The organism is Lysinibacillus sp. CTST325 (assembly GCF_054665055.1).
In genome coordinates, this window is the sequence record NZ_BAAFHO010000002.1 from 733,096 (window position 1) to 750,556 (window position 17,461).

The 17,461-nt window shown below is 35.2% G+C and carries 20 protein-coding genes and 1 pseudogene; 2 read left to right on the plus strand and 19 right to left on the minus strand.

The window, feature by feature from the left end; all coding sequences use genetic code 11:
* Positions 1 to 149: 149 nt before the first annotated feature.
* From ACYQ73_RS09245 to ACYQ73_RS09275, 7 genes are all read right to left on the minus strand, one after another.
* On the minus strand, positions 150 to 662 hold the full coding sequence (locus tag ACYQ73_RS09245) for a GNAT family N-acetyltransferase (protein WP_460012211.1): 513 nt from the start codon (positions 660 to 662) through the stop codon (positions 150 to 152).
* Positions 663 to 985: 323 nt separating this feature from the next.
* Positions 986 to 2,002 carry an aminoglycoside phosphotransferase family protein gene (locus tag ACYQ73_RS09250; RefSeq protein WP_460012212.1) on the minus strand — a complete coding sequence of 339 codons (1,017 nt, stop codon included), beginning with the start codon at positions 2,000 to 2,002 and terminating at the stop codon, positions 986 to 988.
* On the minus strand, positions 1,999 to 3,057 hold the full coding sequence (gene rsgA / locus ACYQ73_RS09255; RefSeq protein WP_460012213.1) for a ribosome small subunit-dependent GTPase A: 1,059 nt from the start codon (positions 3,055 to 3,057) through the stop codon (positions 1,999 to 2,001). The genes ACYQ73_RS09250 and rsgA overlap by 4 nt, the downstream gene beginning before the upstream one ends.
* 647 nt (positions 3,058 to 3,704) lie before the next feature.
* Positions 3,705 to 4,412, minus strand: coding sequence for an SAM-dependent methyltransferase (locus ACYQ73_RS09260; RefSeq protein ID WP_460012214.1), 708 nt, complete (start codon positions 4,410 to 4,412; stop codon positions 3,705 to 3,707).
* Positions 4,413 to 4,565: 153 nt separating this feature from the next.
* Entirely contained in the window at positions 4,566 to 5,015 is a 450-nt protein-coding gene (locus ACYQ73_RS09265; protein WP_460012215.1) for an SMI1/KNR4 family protein, read from the minus strand.
* Positions 5,016 to 5,248: 233 nt separating this feature from the next.
* Complete coding sequence (locus tag ACYQ73_RS09270) at positions 5,249 to 5,686, minus strand: VOC family protein (RefSeq protein ID WP_460012216.1); 438 nt, start codon at positions 5,684 to 5,686, stop codon at positions 5,249 to 5,251.
* A gap of 434 nt (positions 5,687 to 6,120) precedes the next feature.
* A complete protein-coding gene (locus ACYQ73_RS09275) occupies positions 6,121 to 7,161 on the minus strand; it encodes a DUF418 domain-containing protein (RefSeq protein ID WP_460012217.1) in 1,041 nt (346 codons plus the stop codon).
* 712 nt (positions 7,162 to 7,873) lie between these two features.
* On the opposite strand from ACYQ73_RS09275, the gene ACYQ73_RS09280 reads away from it, so the two are divergent.
* Complete coding sequence (locus ACYQ73_RS09280) at positions 7,874 to 8,068, plus strand: hypothetical protein (RefSeq protein WP_460012218.1); 195 nt, start codon at positions 7,874 to 7,876, stop codon at positions 8,066 to 8,068.
* Between the two features lie 100 nt (positions 8,069 to 8,168).
* Complete coding sequence (locus ACYQ73_RS09285) at positions 8,169 to 8,261, plus strand: DUF2196 domain-containing protein (protein WP_460012324.1); 93 nt, start codon at positions 8,169 to 8,171, stop codon at positions 8,259 to 8,261.
* 431 nt (positions 8,262 to 8,692) lie between these two features.
* Here the strand turns inward: ACYQ73_RS09285 and ACYQ73_RS09290 are convergent, their stop codons facing one another.
* The 12 genes and pseudogenes from ACYQ73_RS09290 to ACYQ73_RS09345 form a co-directional block, all read right to left on the minus strand.
* The gene (locus ACYQ73_RS09290) at positions 8,693 to 9,070 is read right to left on the minus strand and encodes an SET domain-containing protein (RefSeq protein ID WP_460012219.1); all 378 of its coding nucleotides are present in this window, start codon (positions 9,068 to 9,070) and stop codon (positions 8,693 to 8,695) included.
* 105 nt (positions 9,071 to 9,175) lie between these two features.
* Positions 9,176 to 9,385, minus strand: a complete 210-nt coding sequence (locus tag ACYQ73_RS09295; protein WP_460012220.1) for a hypothetical protein — start codon at positions 9,383 to 9,385, stop codon at positions 9,176 to 9,178.
* 295 nt (positions 9,386 to 9,680) lie between these two features.
* Positions 9,681 to 9,995, minus strand: coding sequence for a thioredoxin family protein (locus tag ACYQ73_RS09300; protein WP_460012221.1), 315 nt, complete (start codon positions 9,993 to 9,995; stop codon positions 9,681 to 9,683).
* A 130-nt stretch (positions 9,996 to 10,125) separates the two neighbouring features.
* Positions 10,126 to 11,022 (minus strand): NAD(P)/FAD-dependent oxidoreductase, encoded by an 897-nt coding sequence (locus ACYQ73_RS09305; RefSeq protein WP_460012222.1) that lies wholly within the window; start codon positions 11,020 to 11,022, stop codon positions 10,126 to 10,128.
* A 220-nt stretch (positions 11,023 to 11,242) separates the two neighbouring features.
* A complete protein-coding gene (locus ACYQ73_RS09310) occupies positions 11,243 to 11,629 on the minus strand; it encodes an Rrf2 family transcriptional regulator (RefSeq protein WP_460012223.1) in 387 nt (128 codons plus the stop codon).
* A gap of 124 nt (positions 11,630 to 11,753) precedes the next feature.
* Positions 11,754 to 12,056, minus strand: coding sequence for a DinB family protein (locus ACYQ73_RS09315; RefSeq protein ID WP_460012325.1), 303 nt, complete (start codon positions 12,054 to 12,056; stop codon positions 11,754 to 11,756).
* A gap of 130 nt (positions 12,057 to 12,186) precedes the next feature.
* A complete protein-coding gene (locus ACYQ73_RS09320; RefSeq protein WP_460012224.1) occupies positions 12,187 to 12,405 on the minus strand; it encodes a hypothetical protein in 219 nt (72 codons plus the stop codon).
* A 107-nt stretch (positions 12,406 to 12,512) separates the two neighbouring features.
* A pseudogene (locus ACYQ73_RS09325) lies at positions 12,513 to 13,339 on the minus strand (CPBP family intramembrane glutamic endopeptidase).
* A gap of 167 nt (positions 13,340 to 13,506) precedes the next feature.
* Positions 13,507 to 14,139, minus strand: coding sequence for an NDxxF motif lipoprotein (locus tag ACYQ73_RS09330; protein WP_460012225.1), 633 nt, complete (start codon positions 14,137 to 14,139; stop codon positions 13,507 to 13,509).
* A 282-nt stretch (positions 14,140 to 14,421) separates the two neighbouring features.
* Positions 14,422 to 15,216: a MerR family transcriptional regulator gene (locus ACYQ73_RS09335; RefSeq protein WP_460012226.1), complete on the minus strand. Its 795-nt coding sequence runs from the start codon at positions 15,214 to 15,216 to the stop codon at positions 14,422 to 14,424.
* Positions 15,217 to 15,439: 223 nt separating this feature from the next.
* Positions 15,440 to 16,279 carry a GNAT family N-acetyltransferase gene (locus tag ACYQ73_RS09340; protein ID WP_460012227.1) on the minus strand — a complete coding sequence of 280 codons (840 nt, stop codon included), beginning with the start codon at positions 16,277 to 16,279 and terminating at the stop codon, positions 15,440 to 15,442.
* Positions 16,280 to 16,471: 192 nt separating this feature from the next.
* A complete protein-coding gene (locus ACYQ73_RS09345) occupies positions 16,472 to 17,365 on the minus strand; it encodes a LysR family transcriptional regulator (protein ID WP_460012228.1) in 894 nt (297 codons plus the stop codon).
* Positions 17,366 to 17,461 lie beyond the last annotated feature (96 nt).

Consider the following 17,461-nt stretch of genomic DNA (forward strand, 5'->3'; position numbering starts at 1 on the left):
TGTAAGTTTGATTTTTATAAAAAAATGAATCGCTCAATAGATCATGAACAATCGCGCCCGATTGCAGTATAAATATTATATTTTTGCTAAGACAGAGTTAATAAAATCGGTTTTTTCTTCGACATTTCTTTCCTAGAAATCCTATTTTACTAAGATTCTGTTATTTTCCCATCTAGATTTTTAATCGCCAACATCGAATTATCCTGAATGATGCCTGTATCTACGAAATCAAATGAAGCGTATAATGTTTTAGCTTTGACATTACTTGTTCGATAAAAGAGGGCTACATATTCTGCTTCCCCATATGGCAAAGTTTCCATATCCATCAACATTTTTTCAAAGGCAAGTTTGCCATATCCTTTCCCCTGATAACTCTTTTCAATCATAATATGCCAGATAAAATAGCACTTCTTCCCGTAAAAAACTTCATTTTCAAATGATTCGTGATCCAACGTATCATAAATATACATCAAAAATCCAACCGCAACTTGATCGGCATAAATGGCAAAGGGAGTCGCTGGTATCCCGTCTGCGTTCAACACATGAGCGTCTGCAAAGCTTCTGAGATTAGTAGTTTCTATAAAGTCTTTCTGGTTTTCTCCAACTTCAAGTGCTATTACTTCATCTATGTTATCCTTGGTTATTTTTCGTAATTCAATCATTTTTTTATCTCCTCTCCTAAGACAAGCCACTTCTACACATGGCCTAAAACGTTCCAAATATCATTTCCATAATTCTCAAAATAGGGTACACAAAATATTCACCAATGCTAACTCTACTAAAGGGTTTTGTAACCTTTAGTTCTAAGAAATAGATAGGAGAAATAATAAACAAAACTCAAATTATTCATTAATGGATAATTAGTTGTTTTTATTTATTTTCTCTACTTTCTTATTTTAAAATTGTTAAATTCCATATATTAAAACGATACATCAAACAGATACATTCAGTTCTTTACATATAATTACACAATAGTTATATTTATCTACACATTTCTCATCTCATGGATTTTTTGCAAGGTATTAAGGTGCAATGATTTATCTTCAGGCGACTTAGCGAATTTATACCACACCACAAGCCTGTATCCAAACATAGCAAGAATTAGTTCATAGATACAATGATCGGATATACGGGCCACATCCGCATATTCCGAAAAACCCCTGTAATATGCCGGAACGCATTTTTGATAGTATTCAATCATATGACAAATGTCCGCTTCATCAGTTATTAAACTCGCGATATCCTCGCCCATGTACCCCCATCCGGCGGTATCCCAATCGATAAGTACGATTTTACTGTCCGAATAGAATATGTTTGCCACCCAAAAATCTCTGTGGCAAAGCACTATTGGTAGCTTTTCAATTCGACTGAATATTTCGTCCGCATTGTTATCTAAGTCTATGAGCATTTTACACAGGTGCTTCGGGATTTCACAGTCATCGGAGCGTATATAATCATACAAAACATTCCATGACCGATAATGCAGGTAGTAGTTTTTCATAAACTCAACCTTGCTTAAATTGGGCAAATTCTGCAATACATTTGGTCGTTCAGTGTACAACTTACCTTGAAATCGCCCCAATTCCTCGGCTATATGTTCATACATTTCCGAGGTTAGATTTAAGCCTGACACTCCATCAATATATTCCATCCACAGTTGAATCTCATCGCCATTTATTTCGGCGTGATAACATTCCGGCCAACGGAACGAGTCGAAGAAAACCTTTTTGAAATCCGATGCATAGAGGTCGTATTCCCTACGCCATGAATCCGGATCACCATAACGCTCAAATTTTTTCTGTGTTTTCCAAACTATCTTATACGGCAGATTTTCGCCATCAGAAGTTTCAACCATGCCTGTTACAAGCCGAACAATTCCTATTGTCCCGCCTTGCAACTCTTTAAGTTGATAATCTGCGCGGATTATCGTCCTGTCGAGCATTTTACTCAAAACAAGCGTCAGTATTTCGGGCTTTACAAACTTTTCATCCTGGTTGTTCATTTCTTGTATCCTCCCTTTTTCCCCTTATGTCGCATGGCAATCGACTTTTGCCACGCCCGTTTATCTATGAGATACCCCGACTTATCATCCACAAATTTATTTTCCCGCTTCTGTACAAGGTAACGCTCCCAATGTTCTGGTGCCAATGAACCATCAGCAAGGGCGGCAAGAACTGCGCAGCCTGGCTCCGTCTGGTGGCGGCAGTCATTGAAGCGACACTGTGTGAATAATTCCTCCACATCGTTAAATCCCGCGCTAATCCCGTCGTTCGCACCGAACAGCCCAAGTTCACGCATACCAGGCGTATCAATAACCATCGCACCGGAAGGGAGCATGAATAGCTGGCGATGCGTTGTTGTGTGCCGGCCCCGGCTGTCGGCTTCGCGAATAGCCTTGACAGTCATCACTTCCTGATTCATCAAGGCGTTTAGCAACGAAGATTTTCCCACACCAGACATGCCGAGTAATACCACGGTTTTTCCTGGTTGCAAATATTCGCTCAACCCGTCTAAACCACTCCCGGTGTGGCTGGAAACTGCGTGTACTGGCACATCAGGAGCGGCTTTCTGAACTTCAGCTAACGGTGCATTGAAATCCGGAGCCAAGTCAGCCTTTGTTAAGATTACGACAGGCTGGCTGTTGCTCTGCCGTGCCTGTGTCAGGTAGCGCATGATGCGGCTGACCTTGAAATCCCAGTTTAGGGACGACACGATAAATACGTAATCAAAATTCGTTGCTACGACTTGCTCCAGTATGGTTTTGACATATCCTACGGCGTGTCCCGAATAGTCCGCGCGGGAAAATTTCGAGCGGCGAGGCAGCAATTTGGCAATGCGCGAAGCACCGTTTTCGTTATATTGCAGAAATACAAAATCGCCAACGCACGGAAAATCTTCCCGAGTCACCGCAGTGTGGTAAAAAGCGCCCTTCAATACAGCCGTCACTTCTCCTTGTTCGGTGATGACTGTATATTGCTCTCGCTGTAGTTCCGTAATCCTTCCGGGTATTAAACCTATCGGAGGCGTTTCGGCTTCGATATAGCCGTATTGTTTCAAATCAATGATCGATACCAACCCTCTCCTAAAAGTTGTTTTGGGCATAAAAATACCGCGAACAAGCAGCCTCCTAAGAAGCTGCTGTTTCGCGGAGAAAAGTCAAAAGTCGACTATCATCAAAAAGGAATACGACCTTCATCGTATCCCGCTAACAGCAGTATTCACGAAAGGTTACTGTTTACGGCATAGCAAAAAACACGGGTGATATTCCCGGTTGCTCTCATTCCAAACAATAATCAAAAATTGGAACTTACTATGCCCGATATTGTTAAGTTAAAACCACCAATACCATATAAGTTGTCATTAAAAACATCTCCTTTCGCAGAAAAAAGTTGGAATATAATTCCACCCCTATAGTGTGACATAACCCTTTGTGAGAAATCAACAGAAAATTTCGTTATTAGCAAATTTTATCAGTCATCTACCTCTCGAACTCCATTCCCCAACTATCGTAAATAACATGAGAAAAGCTACCTTCGTTCTTGATTTGAAGGTGGACATTGATTAAAAAATTAGATCAGCAAATGCAAAAACTCCATTTTGAAAAAAGATTGATCAAAATGGAGTTAATCTTTCTAACTAAGTATGAGATTTTTATAAAAAGTTTGATCAATTAAGAGCCTTCTTCAACTAAAGCATTTGCTAGTTCAATAAGCCTTTTTTATTTTCAACATAGAATTAGCATTTTCTTGAAATTCATATGGAACTTTTACTTCTTCAACTGTACAGTTATTGTCAGCAAGATAACTTAATAGTTTGTCTAAATGCTTATATCTTTTTCCCTCTAAATCAACTAATGGAAAAATACGAACTTCCTCTTTTGTAACCCTCAACAGCTCGTTTAGCGTTTCTAAGTGAAATTGATAATCTAACCTATCTGCATACATAAATAAAAAATGTGCTGAGAGAAGAATCTCAAATTCATCATTCTTAAATGGCAAAGAAGGCAATTTAACAGGTATATATCTTTCACTCGATTTTTTCATATCATTATTAAAATCTTGTAAAGCCGTTAAACGAAATTTTCTAAGACCTTCTATATCCTTAAAATAGTCCCATTTATAGTTGTTTTTAGCTTCTTCCATATGCTTCATTGCGTGTTCAATATCTTGAAAACCTTTATTTTTTAAGTCTTCACCAGAATGATAATAGGCAATGTCACAAGCGGTTACATCGAAACCTGATTTGTTGCCAATGGCTGTAAATGAACAAGCTCCCGCTGGACAATCAAGTATTTTCTTTCCTCGTAGTTCTTCTTCTGAAAGTAAAAACATATCCAAATACTCTTCAAAAGTTCTCCCAATAAAAACTATTCTCTCTAAATCTAACTTTGTACTCTGCTTCATTTTACTCAACTTAACTCACCCACCCCTTTTAAAAGTACATTCATAATACCACAAAAATGGTAATATCAACCTTTCCCTTTATGGAGATAACTTGCTCCGTTAGTTAAGCAGAAAAGGGCTCTACTTCTTATTGAAGTAAAGCTCTGGTAGTTGAACAAGGATTTATCTTATTATTGGACATAATTCATCTTCATCGAACTCATCGTTTTCAGAATCCAATTTAATAAAACCCTTTAAATCTGAGGTATATTCCTCTATTTCTGCGGTCTCGTGGTTCCAAATATAAATTTCATCATTCATTTTCCCGTTTATAACTTGAAGACATAATTTATCCCCTGTGCCATCATCACCAATAGCGATTAGATCACCTGACATTTCTTCACCTTTTGCATCCTGGTTTTGCCTTACGACATCATCCCAAGTTTTTTTAGGATTCTTTTGGTCTTTGATAGGAAAAAGAGTCCATTCGCCGATTTCAGCATTATTAACTAATTTAAAAAGTTCCTTGTATTGTTCAGGAAAAACTGCACCTAACTTTTCTTCTGCAGATTTTATATCATAATCCGTAACTCCAGGTTTTCTTGTTGAAATCAAGTCTCTTAATTCTTTCACTTAAAACTTACCGCCTTTTCTTGTGTCATCTACACATACCATCTACATAATAAACCTATGTAACAATCCATTTCTTGAACTAACTGTATTGTTAGTTCAAGAAAGAACAAAGAGCTACGTATGTAACTCAATGTTTTTTTATCAACGCACCCGTTAATTTAAGTACATTTCTTCACAAACTGAAAAAATAAGAAAGTATCGAAGAGTCGTACTTTCATTTTAATTAACATTACTTATTTGATTTCCTCAGCCAACTCCAAAATAATTCCTTCTGGACCACGAACGTAGCATAATTTATAACTTTCTTCATATTGCTGTATCTCACTAAAGATTTCCGTACCCTTCTTTTTCAATTTGGCAACAACAGCTTCAATATCTTCAACAGTAAATGCAATATGTCGGATACCCAGTGTATTTGCAAAGGGTTGCTGAATATCTTTTTCATCTGAAGGTGAATAAAATTTGATTAACTCTATCCATGTCTGACCGTCTGTCGTTCCCAATCCTACACACGCTATTTTAACGTCATTAAGCCCAACTGCATATCCCATTAAGTCTCCTTCCATTTCCCATTCCCCTTTTACCTCAAGTCCAAAATCGAGAAAAAACTCTTTTGCGGCAGCGAGATTATTTACGATTACACCCACATGATCTATTCTTCGGATCTTCAAATTTCATACCTCCATTGTTTCTGTTATTTTGCAATATCCTGTATTCAAATTCTAGTAGTAACAAAGGGACGTTTATTATAATAAAAAGATACCAGCATTGCCAGAGGCTTTATTCAATTGCTTTAGCCATTGAATAGAATGTGATGCAGAAAATAGCCCTGTTGTTATACCTACCACAACACCTAGATTTTTCTCTGTTCAATTAATGCACCCCGTTAACCACCCATGTAGCGCAAAATTAGCACTTCGCAACAGAAAATGAAAGATGATTAAGTTCTTTCATGGGAGTTTAAGTGCATTATTTCACACTCTCTATAGCATTAAGAATTGGCTGGAATGGTGAATAAAAGAAATCGCTATGAAGATAAGAAATCTGAGGAAACAGTTTTAGTCACGGAGTATTCATAGCGATACATTTTATTATTTATTATATTTTATTTTCGTAGAGGAGCTAGACGCCAATAGGTAAAGCATCTCCAAACCCATTCTACAGGTCCATAATAAAAATATTTTAACCAAATATTACTAATGATTATTTGTGTAATCCAAGTAATAATGCATAATCCATAGATAATTAATGATGGAGAGAAATAACCAATCAACATTGGTAGAATAAATATCCCTACTACAGTTTGACCTAAATAATTGCTCATCGCCATTCTTCCATAAGCTTGTAAAGGATATAGAATATAACTTCCTCTTTTATTCTTAACCAAAAATAATAAAAGAAGAATGTATGTTAGCATTAATGGCAGTTGTGAAATGATTAATAAAATATGTGATAGCTTATGATTAGTAATCATGAATTGAGCAATGATGGTGATAACAGAAATACTTCCAAGAGTGATTAACAACCATTTGTTCATTTTGGGACGCATCTTTAATTTTGCAAGAGCATTCATATTCATTAGTGTGAAGCCTTCTATAAAATAAACTAAAAATGATGTTAAAGAAGTGATTAAAAGTAGGAAATCCAATATAGGAGGGATATCCGTCTTTCCACCATATAGCCAATCATAGGCAGATGCACTAACTAGTATGCCTATAATATGCAAACTAAAAGTTATTGTAAACAATGCTTTTGCAGGGACTTTATGCAAAGCAAATAGTACTAATCCAATCAAAGCATAAGGTAGCAACACATCTCCACCCCAAACTAGCGAGTGAAGATATCCTATCACTGCAAGTACAACCATTCGACGAATGAAAAGTATAGATGGTTTTCCTTTTTCTTTAGCACGGCTTATGAAAATAGCTGCACCAGCTCCAAATAAGAGAGAAAAGATAGCGTAAAACTTTCCTGTAAAAATAATATCAATCCAATTACTGTCAGGTAGTAGCTTGACATCAACACCTGCCGTTTGTATAAAATTAAATATATTAACTAAGAAAATACCTATTAAAGCAAATCCTCTAATTATATCAAGTTCATATATTCTATTTTGATTGAGTGAGTTTTCTTTCATTAAATTCATATAGTTATCTCCTTTCTGCAAAATTAATAATAGAATTTCGACATTACACCTTATTAACTTAAACCTTACATAATCCTTAATTCCCTATTGTATCGAACTTAGTCCATCTACTATCAGAAGTTTATTTTCATGGTAGTTCAATAAGAAAAAGGGCAAATTGTACATAATGAAACTTTTCTTAAGTTCATAAATTCCCCCTTTGCAACACAAGAGGAGAAAAAATCATCATGGTGGAGCAAGCTTTTTAAAAACAAAGGGGAAGCTTAATTATGATTAAAAAAGGGTAGCGTTTGCTACTCTTTTTGGGAGCTAAAAGCTCACATGTTTTATATAAAGTTTAATCCTAGAATTAGGACAATTCATCGAGTGTAAGCGACAAACAAAATTAATTGCTAATTTTCTTGAAAAATAACAGTTATATTTGTAAAGGTCGTATGAATCACCTACCAAGTCAAAAACCCCATTTTTTTGGGTTTGTTATGACAAACCCGTTGCTACAAGTGAATATTCATGAAATAATTAATCCAATTTAATAGCTAGGGACTAATTTTTAATTAAATTATCCATTTAAAATGAACAAAAATCTTAAAGTAAATTGCCCCGTTCGTAAAAAAGCGTCTTTACTTGTTGTAAGTTAAAGTGGAAAGTTTCACAAATGATAGAAAATAGATTATACTAGACTAACTATCATATTCAAAAAGGAGCATTTCCTATGACCGAGAATAATCATTCTGAAGTACCCCAAAAAAAAATCACCCTGCAAGAGGCAGTTAAACAGCAGCTTGAAAACAAAAAGAAGCAGTCCTCTTCTAATAAAGGAAGAAAGAATGCCGACCTTTCAACAAAAAAAATGAAAAGCCAGCAAACGAAAAAAACAAGCAATACCCGTAGAAAAATGGGTGTCTAATTTACGGACAATATCGGGAAGACATATTACCCGACAAAGCTGTTGATATTGTTAAAAAAGGATCGTAAAAGGGAAGATTACCAGTGATATCACTTATGATATTTTTACCAAATCGGGCACCCTTCCCCACGGAATTAAAATCAGGCTTACAGATGGACAGATTGGACGTGTACAGGAAATCCACTCTAAATAAAAGAAGTGAAAAAGCATTCAAAGGTGAACTGTTCCCTGAATGCTTTTTTTAATTATTGGCTGTTTTCTCAAAGATTGTTGCTTCTATAAACAGAGGATAGGTACTGGTACACTTTGAGGAAAATAATAAAGTAGATAGTCCACTACTTATTGCGAATATCCAAGAATTTATGAAAAATCATATTTAAACTAACTGAGTGCTTTAGTTAAAAATTTGGTTTGTGAAATATCAAAACAATCTTTTAGAAAACAGCCTTTTAAAAAAACAGGATTGAGTTCTACAAATTGTAGAATTCAACCCTGTTTTTATTTTTCACCTTATTGAACAACGATTTGGAAAGTCAAATCGAACTGCATTTACTAAGTTAAACTAGTTTGATTAAGTAACTTTATCTTTGTTAGATCAACGCCCTGATTTATTTTAAATCCTTTTTATTCCTGATCAAACCATAGTGGATCTCTGTCATCAACGTCGCCATTATAATTGATTAGAATTTCATCTCCAGCTTTTATATCTGTATATGCAAAGAAGTCAAAAGTGCGATTTTTAAAATTAATTTCATAAGTTGCATTTGGTTCATAAGAATGGTTAAACAACATTCCATAACCAAGAAGGATAGCAGATTGACCTATTCCATACTCAAAAGCATAATCACCGAGTAAGGTTTGCTCAATGTATTGGTGCTGTTCGTTTGGATAAGAAATGACAGGTGCTTCGTGTAAAAGCTCTCCTTTTTTGATATCGCATGTTGCAAATACCCCTCTATTGAATTCTCCATCACTTAAAGGAGATGTTTTGATCTCTATCATGTTTGTTCTCCTACTCACTTTTAATATATTCTTTCTAGCTGTAACATTGAGCTCTTTTTTATCTGTTGTAATGCACATAGCTAATACGTCGTATCATTTATACGGTTAGCGTGACTCTTTTGGTGGTTGGCAGACATCACATTTACGTTGATGTTTATTTTTAAACTTTGTAAATGTTTTTTCAAACTTGCTACCACATGCACATTTTAATAATAACTTTTGAGAGAAACCGTGATATTCAGTCGTTAGCAACTTACTTTCCGAATTATTCTCAATAAATTCTTTAATTTTATCAATCGTCCATTTTTTATTCAATCTCTTACACCTCTATATTTTATCTCTGCGCGGAGGCTTTCTTGGCATCCGTTCTGTTATAAGGAACATTTTGATTACCTTAAGCTATTCATTATAACATGAACTGGTAAATAATTAAACAGATTCAAGAAAGCTTATTCTAACATCTCACTACAAATATTGATGCGTCAAAGGTTTCTGATCCCAAAAAGTTATTATGGGCAGTCTCTCTAATGTTATAAGTTCCACCATCTCGAAATTCGGATAGACTCTAGCAAGATCAATTATGCCGATACTCCAATCATAATTCCATACATCAAATACCAATCACCTGCTTTAGTTGTTCAAAAGGCACATATCCAATGATGGGTTCATATGATTTATTGTGAATAATCAAACGAGAATGAGGAATTCCCATTACCTTATATTCTGCTGCAATATCTGGGCTTTTTTCAACATTCACCTTTATAATTTTTATCTTACCACTGAATTCTTCACTGAGTTGATTAAGAACCCCTGCGAACATTTTACATGGACCACACCACTCGGCCCAAAAATTAATTAACACAACTTTTTTAGTATTTAAGTGTTCTCTTAATTCTTTCTTTGTTGTGACATGAACAATCGACATAATTCTTTTCCTCCTTTGTGAAAATAAAAATCTTGAAGTTATAATATGCTTATAATTATTATTAGACCCTACTCTTTCCCTTTTATCACATATTAAAGACCTTTAATATCCGTAATTAAGTGAAAATTTTTTAAATTATACTATCAAAAATAACTGCCATCGCCGCTTTATATCCTTCAGCAGCAGCGACTATTAATGAAGACTGGCCTAATTTTACTGTCTCTCCCGCTGCATAAACATTTTCCAGTGATGTACGCCCTGCCTCATCCACAAAAATGCTACCATTTTCATTTAAATGACAACAAAGCTGCTCTGCAAATCGGTTCGGACGCACAAAGTTTGGCACTATAAAACCTCCAACTCTTTCTATTTCAAGTCCTGATCTAAACACTATTTTATTTAAATAACCATCCTCACCATGAAGATTCTGAATGGATTCAGTAATGACAGTTATATCTTTTCTTTCAAGTGCATTCAATGTCGGAGCAGAAAGTTCATGACCATTTGTGGCTATCACTAAATCCTCTGACCAGTTAGAAACAAGCTTTCCTTTAAAAAGCGTCTGTTCTTCATTTTCAGAAATAATAATGAGAGGTTGATCTCTTAATTCCCATCCATCACAAGTTGGGCAGCTGAATAAACTTTTCCCATAATACTTTCGAATATCCGGAATTGACGGAAATTCTTCTTGAACACCCGTTGCCAATATAATTCTCTCAGCAACGTACTCAACTTCTTCTAAAGTCTCAATTTTAAATAAGCCATTTGGTTGTTTCGTAATATTCCTAACCGTGTTCTGATAATAATGTACTGACGGGTATTTATTCACATCATTCAATGCTACTTCTTTAAACTCAGCAGGTTTAATGCCATCACGTGTAAGAAATCCATGTGATTTCTGCGTCACACGATTCCGACTTGTTCCATTATCAAATAACGCGACTTTTTTCCGAGCTCTTCCTAAAATCAAACTTGCATTTAGCCCACCGCCACCTGCACCTATAATTGCACAATCAAATAATTCCATCATTTAACTCTCCTTCATATGTTGTATAGAGTACATGTTGTTAGTTATATTCATTCTTAAACATCACAACATGCCTTCTAGCTCTAATTAAAATTTAAAAATAGAATGATTCTAAGCATAACCACTTGAAAGTAAATGTCGTTAAGATTCAATCACAGACTCAAAAGACTCTTTATATCCACGATTAATGAAAAAATAATGGTGGACTATTCATCCACTACTATTTTTTCACAAGATCCGATATTTTTTTATTTCTTAACTCATTCTCCAGTGTTTCCTCTGCAGATAGCATTACTTCTTTTATTACACACTTAGGATCGTTATATAAACAACAATCAAACAAAGACGATTTGCCTTCAATTGCATGTATTATATCTAAAAATGAAATTTCTTCCCAATGGTGACTAAGTGTATAGCCACCATTGGCACCCGATACAGAATTAATCATTCCCTCTTTTACTAACTTAGTTAAGATTTTAGACAAATACGTAGGAGACACATTTTGCATCTCCGCTAATTGTTGGACACCTACTGGTTTATTTGATGCTTCCTTTGCAAGAAAAAGCATTGTGTGTAGTGCATAATTTGTAGCTTTAGAATATTTCATAATTATTATTCACCTCAATTAGAGACTTTACATATCTATAATAGCATTGAATTTTTGTTACTTCAATGATTGTGTCTTCATTGTGATTTTAAGGTGAAAATCAGCCATCGTCTAAAGATAGTTGCTAGCTTTGTCTTTTTAAATGGGCAAGCATCTGGAAAATTTGTCCTCTATGATGGGACTCATGTTCAAAGATATGGTAAATAACCCACTCAGGTGTGACATCGTAATGAGGGAGATTTCTGGCTGTACGCCAATCCTCTATATCCATTGAACGAAAATGGAAAAGCAGTTCATCACGTACACATTGTAGACGAAGTAAATGTTCATCTAAGGTTTGTCCCTCTATATGGCTCAAGGTGTCATCCTCATTACGGTCTTCATGAGAAAATAAGGAACGGATCTTTGGATTCCATGTACCGCCCAGAACCTCTTCATAGAGCCAGTCTGCTTCAAATCAATTATGCCTTGGCATAATTGTGTCCGGAATCGGCTTTGTGCTTGCACAAAGAACTCCTTTCCGATTCCGTGACATCCGCCGGAGGCTTTATCTTCTATCAGCGGATGTTTGTACACCCGCTGATAGAAGTTAAAGCGATATGATATAACAACGATCCGATGGAGTGACCGTTTAGTTTGGTATCGAGCTGTTGCTGACTTATGTCAGATATTTTTTCTATAAGCGTTCGCCGAACATCTTCCAAACACCATATCCAGCGACCAATCTCTGTTTCAAAATCTGATAAGGGAACGACAACCAAATTTTTTCTCTTCAACTATTTCTCCTCCTTATTCCTCAAAAATTGCCCATTTGCATATAACCCCCACTGAAATGAGCCGTTCGGTTATCGATTGTTGCTTCTCGCGCTTAACTAACATTAAATCATGTATTGCTTTGCATGAATAACATTGTATCTTCCTTTCCATACAATACGTTCTTTGGATTAATAATAATGATTAAAACGGCTGCAACGAAGTAAAAAATGGCGTTATACATGAGTAAATCAATTAATTTCCCGTTTATTAAGCCCAAAAAGAAATTAAATAATTGGTGAATGATGATTGGGATGACTAGATTCTGATTTAAATTATGAAAGGCTGTCATGACGATTTTAGTGGAAATGAGTGCAATCATAAAGAATAGAATATATTTGATTAAATCAATGCCCATATACCCTGTAGTAAACCATATAGGCAGATGCCACAGTCCCCACCAAAAACCTATGATGATGGAAGCTTTTAATGGCGAATGCTTCTTTTGGAGCTCCATTTGAGCGAAACCTCTCCACCCTAATTCTTCTCCTAGTGGCCCAGAAAGAAGGTGATTAAAAAGTAATAGATCAGCATTCCCGATGAAGAAACAGTAAAAATAGAATCTACTTCACTAGTATTAGATACAATAAACAAAATCATCAAAAATATGAAAGCTTGAATCATACTTGCAATAAAAATCACAGAAAACTTAAGTTTATTCTTGAATTTATCTTTTACAAATTGCATAAAACTTTGCCCAGGATAGATTTTTTTAAACAATATTGCAAAAGCAAAGGTTGAGGACCAAGCTGATATACAGAGCATTACATCAAAAATCCATTTAGGAAATCCTAACACACTTGCGGCTCCTACAAGACAAAAAAGTGGCAAAAAAATGATATTGGTTAGTAAAATAAAACGTGCTACTGGTTTTTTTAGTTTCTTTTCTCTATTCATGCATATTCCCCGTTTCAAACTAAAGTTATCTTAAAAATTTTAAGAATACCTTAAGCTTAAACCTAGGGGTAACTCACAGGTCAACACTTTGACCGCCTCAAAATTCGGCGAAAGAATAATAAAAAAATACCCTTCAAAGACTTAAAGGGTAATTAAATATATTCTTTCTATTCATCGAAATATGTAGTTTTAATATTTTTCTCATCTAAAAATTTTTCGATTTTTAATTGCTGCCTTCCGTTCGCTTTAGTAAAATGCTCTGAAGCAAAATCTGTTATATCTGTTAAGTTACCCTTTTCGATCACTCCAACAATTTCATCTTCAAATTGTATTAAAGTTTCTCTGATCGATGAAACAAATTCATAGATTGTTTTTGAAGGTTCTTTATAATCATCAGGGATAGTATTATTACTAATAAAATCATTGAAATTCGCATCATTCTTTTCCCCTTCAGCTACTAATGTATGTAATTTTTCCTGATCAGATTTAGTAGCATCCTCATATTTATAAACAATTATCTCCATTTCTTTGTCTAACACATGACTATAATCCATATACTTTTTTATACTTGCTTTCATTTCGTCTTCACTAATAGTTTCATTCTTTTTATTAGAAACAAATATATCATCTGGAATTTCAACAGCTACATTGTTAACAGTTTTTTCCTTACTTTCTTTATTGCTTTCTTCGTTAGGTGTTGTATCGTGTGAACAAGCACACATCAATACAATAGTGAACGCCATTAATAGAAATAAAGTAAATCTTTTCATATTTATCTCCTTTTCAATCCATCTAGTCATTAATTTCATCCTTTCTTATAATACGCTTTCTTCTCGAAGCGTCTCTACTTCCTCATGTGCACTGAACGAACCATTTTATAATAAAATGATTTGATCTAAAATAGGCTCCACATCATATACACTCCGTGTCATAGTGTACTAGTTAAATAGTACACTATGACTTTTAATTTCGCAAGTATTATATTCAAATAAAAGGAAGAACCCCTAAATGAAGGGTTCTCCCTTGATGAAATTAAGTTGAATAAAGTATGCCTCTTCAGCAAAGCGAGGAAATAATAAGTTTCACTTGATAGGCGCATAAATCTCTAGAAATACACGTTCAAGTCCGTCTTCATAAGTGGTCAGTAATAAGTTTATATAAACTTGTCCCAAAAGTTCATACCCGTTTTCTAATGCTATGTTTCTTAAACTCGCTTCCACGTGTTGATCAATATTTTTTCCGCCAGTTGACCATCTTCCATCTTCCATAATTGTATAAATACATTTTGGATGGGATAGAATTTCACCATCAATTTCTTCATCAGGGTCGCTCACTTTTCTTACAATGATAAACTTATCTTCTATAATACCTTCTTCATTGAAGCTGATGACTCTTCTTAAAGATGTGAGCGTAACTGCTTTTTTTAAGCTGTCCGCATTCTTTTTTAAAGTGTCATATTCTTCATAAGCAGTAAAATGTTCTATTTCTCCCTTTATTGCTAAAGGTTTCATTTCCTTAACTATGTACTCTCCTAAGAATTGTTTGATTTTCTTACAATCTTCTTTTACTATTTGAATCTTTTTCAATAAAAGTTTTTTATATTCTATTTCCCGTAAAACCTCTTGTTCTTTTTCTTCTAATAATGATTGAATTCCATCAATACTCTTACTCTTTCTTAATTCCTGGATTTTTTTAATTTCAATATCAATTTCTCTGTAGAAATTTACTGTTGTAATATCATAAATATCAAAATGATTATATTTTCTATATCCATTCTCTATATTTTGCTTCGGCTTTACTAATCCCTTTTCCTCATAAAATTTCAAGGTATCTCTAGATACACCTAAAAAATTAGCTACTTGCCCAATTGTGTACATTTTAGTCTCCTTATTATTGCAAATTCTTTATTTTATCTAGACCCATATAATACCATTATTTTTTATTGAATAGATGAATGCCATATGTTCGTAAATTAGTAGATGACGACTGTTTATATGGATTAGAATTTCGTTTAGGCGCAAGGATTTCTTAAATTAAAAACCGATTTTTTCTATGCTAAGAAAAAATCGATTTTTAATTTAATTGTAAGAACGAGCGTATCTACTCGGACTTTCCGACAGTGCAGTTAGGGGAAATTACATCCCACTTACCAAGCGCCGTCAAGCCAGCTGCTTTAGCTAAGACTGTTGAAGCATCGTTATCGAGCTGGCATCTATACTGCGGTTCGTATCCCTGCTCATAAGCGTACTTGCAGATTGAACGTACCACTTTGCGAGCATGACCTTTTCCTCTAAAAGGTGATAGAGTCAGTACACCGAGATCCGCAATTTGCACATCTTCTTCCCAAGGATACATGCTGGAAGCACAGACCAAGCGATCTTGCTCAAAAGAGCCGAATACCGCCCAGTGATCCAACTCGACATAAGCATCATCTAAGTCTTGTTCAGTAGCGGAAGACTCGAACTCTGAGAAAATTGCATCATCTCGTTCTGTTAATTGGCGCAATGTACCTTCCAGGTCTTCTTGCAGCAAGATGTTCTTTTCTGCTTCTGAAAAATAAAAAAGATAATCTGCGCCATGCATTGTGACTCCTGCTTCATTTAATTTCTGGCGGAAGATCAGCTCCGACATTTCTTGTCCTTTTGAAAGGTCTAACTTTTCGGCCATCTCAGGCTTCAAAACTGCCAAAAACCGTCCGTCAGTAGTTTCTAGCACCATGACCCGACTGTCTTCGCTCAGGTCTGGGTTGATGGTGACCGTAAAGACTTTATCGTTGTAAATAACATCTCCGTTAAAAAATTGCAACTTCCAATAGTCAGTTATCGTTTGCGAAAACATACGTATTCCCCCTTTAATTGAAACTATATTTAAAAATACTATATTTACCCTATCGTTTTCTAATCTTTTTCTTTTTCTTTTTCTTTTTCTTTTTCTTTCCATTGTTCCTTCATCTAATTCTAGTAAACATCTACTTCAAAATTGTAATTATTTAATCATTCTCTCGCATTCTATATTTTTTTCGGCTAAGCATTTTTTAGCATTTCACCTTAATAAGACACTTAGAACGAATTAGTAGTATTAGTATTTATCAATTATGCCTCGGCATAATTGATTGATTTTGTTGAAAACATCTTAGGGGTTTTGTTTTAGTATACTTCTTGCCAATTCGATAAAGACGCTCATTGATGGTGAAATCCATTTCTCTTGATGCCACAGCATTTGAGTAGCAAATCGTATTTCAGATAAATCCCATGGTAAAGCAATCAGTTCTCCCCGCTCCATCTCTCCCTTTATCGCCATTTCAGGTAGTAAAGCAATGCCAAGCCCTACCATTGTGCATTGTTTAATGGCCTCTACACTATTAAACTCAAGTTCGGTTAAGCTGTCGGCCCCATTTCTCAGTAACGTTCGATAGAAGAATGTCCGATAAGAGCAACCCTTTTCACTTAATAGAATTTGCTCTCTGTTAAAATCTTCTATGCTTAATGTAGAGCGTGAAGCTAATGGATGGTCGGGTGAAACTACCATAAGAAAAGGTTCGTCCAATAAAATCTCTGTATGAAGATCCGTCGATACGACTGGTTCATCCAGCATAAAGACCACATCAACATTTCCTTCTCTCAAACTCTGTTTCAAATTGTGACTAGACAAGGGCCTAAACAAAAGACGAACGTGCGGATATCGTTCGCGAAAAAGCCGGAGCAATGCAGGTAGCCGGTATGTACAAAGCACTTCGTCTGCACCGATTATAACCGTACCAGTTAATTCTCCGCTTTGACTTGAGATATACCGTGCCTCCTCTATATCGTTTAATATTTTGTTGGCATAAGGTAACAATTGCTGGCCTGCATCTGTTAATACAACACTCTTGCCTAAGCGATCCAGCAGCTTGACCCCCAATTCTTCCTCTAAAGCCTTAATTTGCATAGTTACAGTAGATGGAACATAGTTCAATACTTCGGCAGTGCGGCTAAAACTGCGTGTGGAAGCAAGCGTCCAAAATGTTTTAAGTTGGCGAATTTCCATTGAGACAGCACCTCTTCATTCAAAAAAAATGAACATTATGATCAAAAACGTTTCGTTGATTTGATGGTAACAGTACCGTAAAGTAAAAATCAAGCT

Coding starts and splice junctions, on each gene's coding strand:
- ACYQ73_RS09245 (WP_460012211.1), bottom strand. CDS start 662: ATGATTGAATTACGAAAAATAACCAAGGATAACATAGATGAAGTAATA.
- ACYQ73_RS09250 (WP_460012212.1), bottom strand. CDS start 2,002: ATGAACAACCAGGATGAAAAGTTTGTAAAGCCCGAAATACTGACGCTT.
- ACYQ73_RS09275 (WP_460012217.1), bottom strand. CDS start 7,161: ATGAATTTAATGAAAGAAAACTCACTCAATCAAAATAGAATATATGAA.
- ACYQ73_RS09280 (WP_460012218.1), top strand. CDS start 7,874: ATGACCGAGAATAATCATTCTGAAGTACCCCAAAAAAAAATCACCCTG.
- ACYQ73_RS09290 (WP_460012219.1), bottom strand. CDS start 9,070: ATGATAGAGATCAAAACATCTCCTTTAAGTGATGGAGAATTCAATAGA.
- ACYQ73_RS09300 (WP_460012221.1), bottom strand. CDS start 9,995: ATGTCGATTGTTCATGTCACAACAAAGAAAGAATTAAGAGAACACTTA.
- ACYQ73_RS09305 (WP_460012222.1), bottom strand. CDS start 11,022: ATGGAATTATTTGATTGTGCAATTATAGGTGCAGGTGGCGGTGGGCTA.
- ACYQ73_RS09310 (WP_460012223.1), bottom strand. CDS start 11,629: ATGAAATATTCTAAAGCTACAAATTATGCACTACACACAATGCTTTTT.
- ACYQ73_RS09330 (WP_460012225.1), bottom strand. CDS start 14,139: ATGACTAGATGGATTGAAAAGGAGATAAATATGAAAAGATTTACTTTA.
- ACYQ73_RS09335 (WP_460012226.1), bottom strand. CDS start 15,216: ATGTACACAATTGGGCAAGTAGCTAATTTTTTAGGTGTATCTAGAGAT.
- ACYQ73_RS09340 (WP_460012227.1), bottom strand. CDS start 16,279: ATGGAAAGAAAAAGAAAAAGAAAAAGAAAAAGAAAAAGATTAGAAAAC.
- ACYQ73_RS09345 (WP_460012228.1), bottom strand. CDS start 17,365: ATGGAAATTCGCCAACTTAAAACATTTTGGACGCTTGCTTCCACACGC.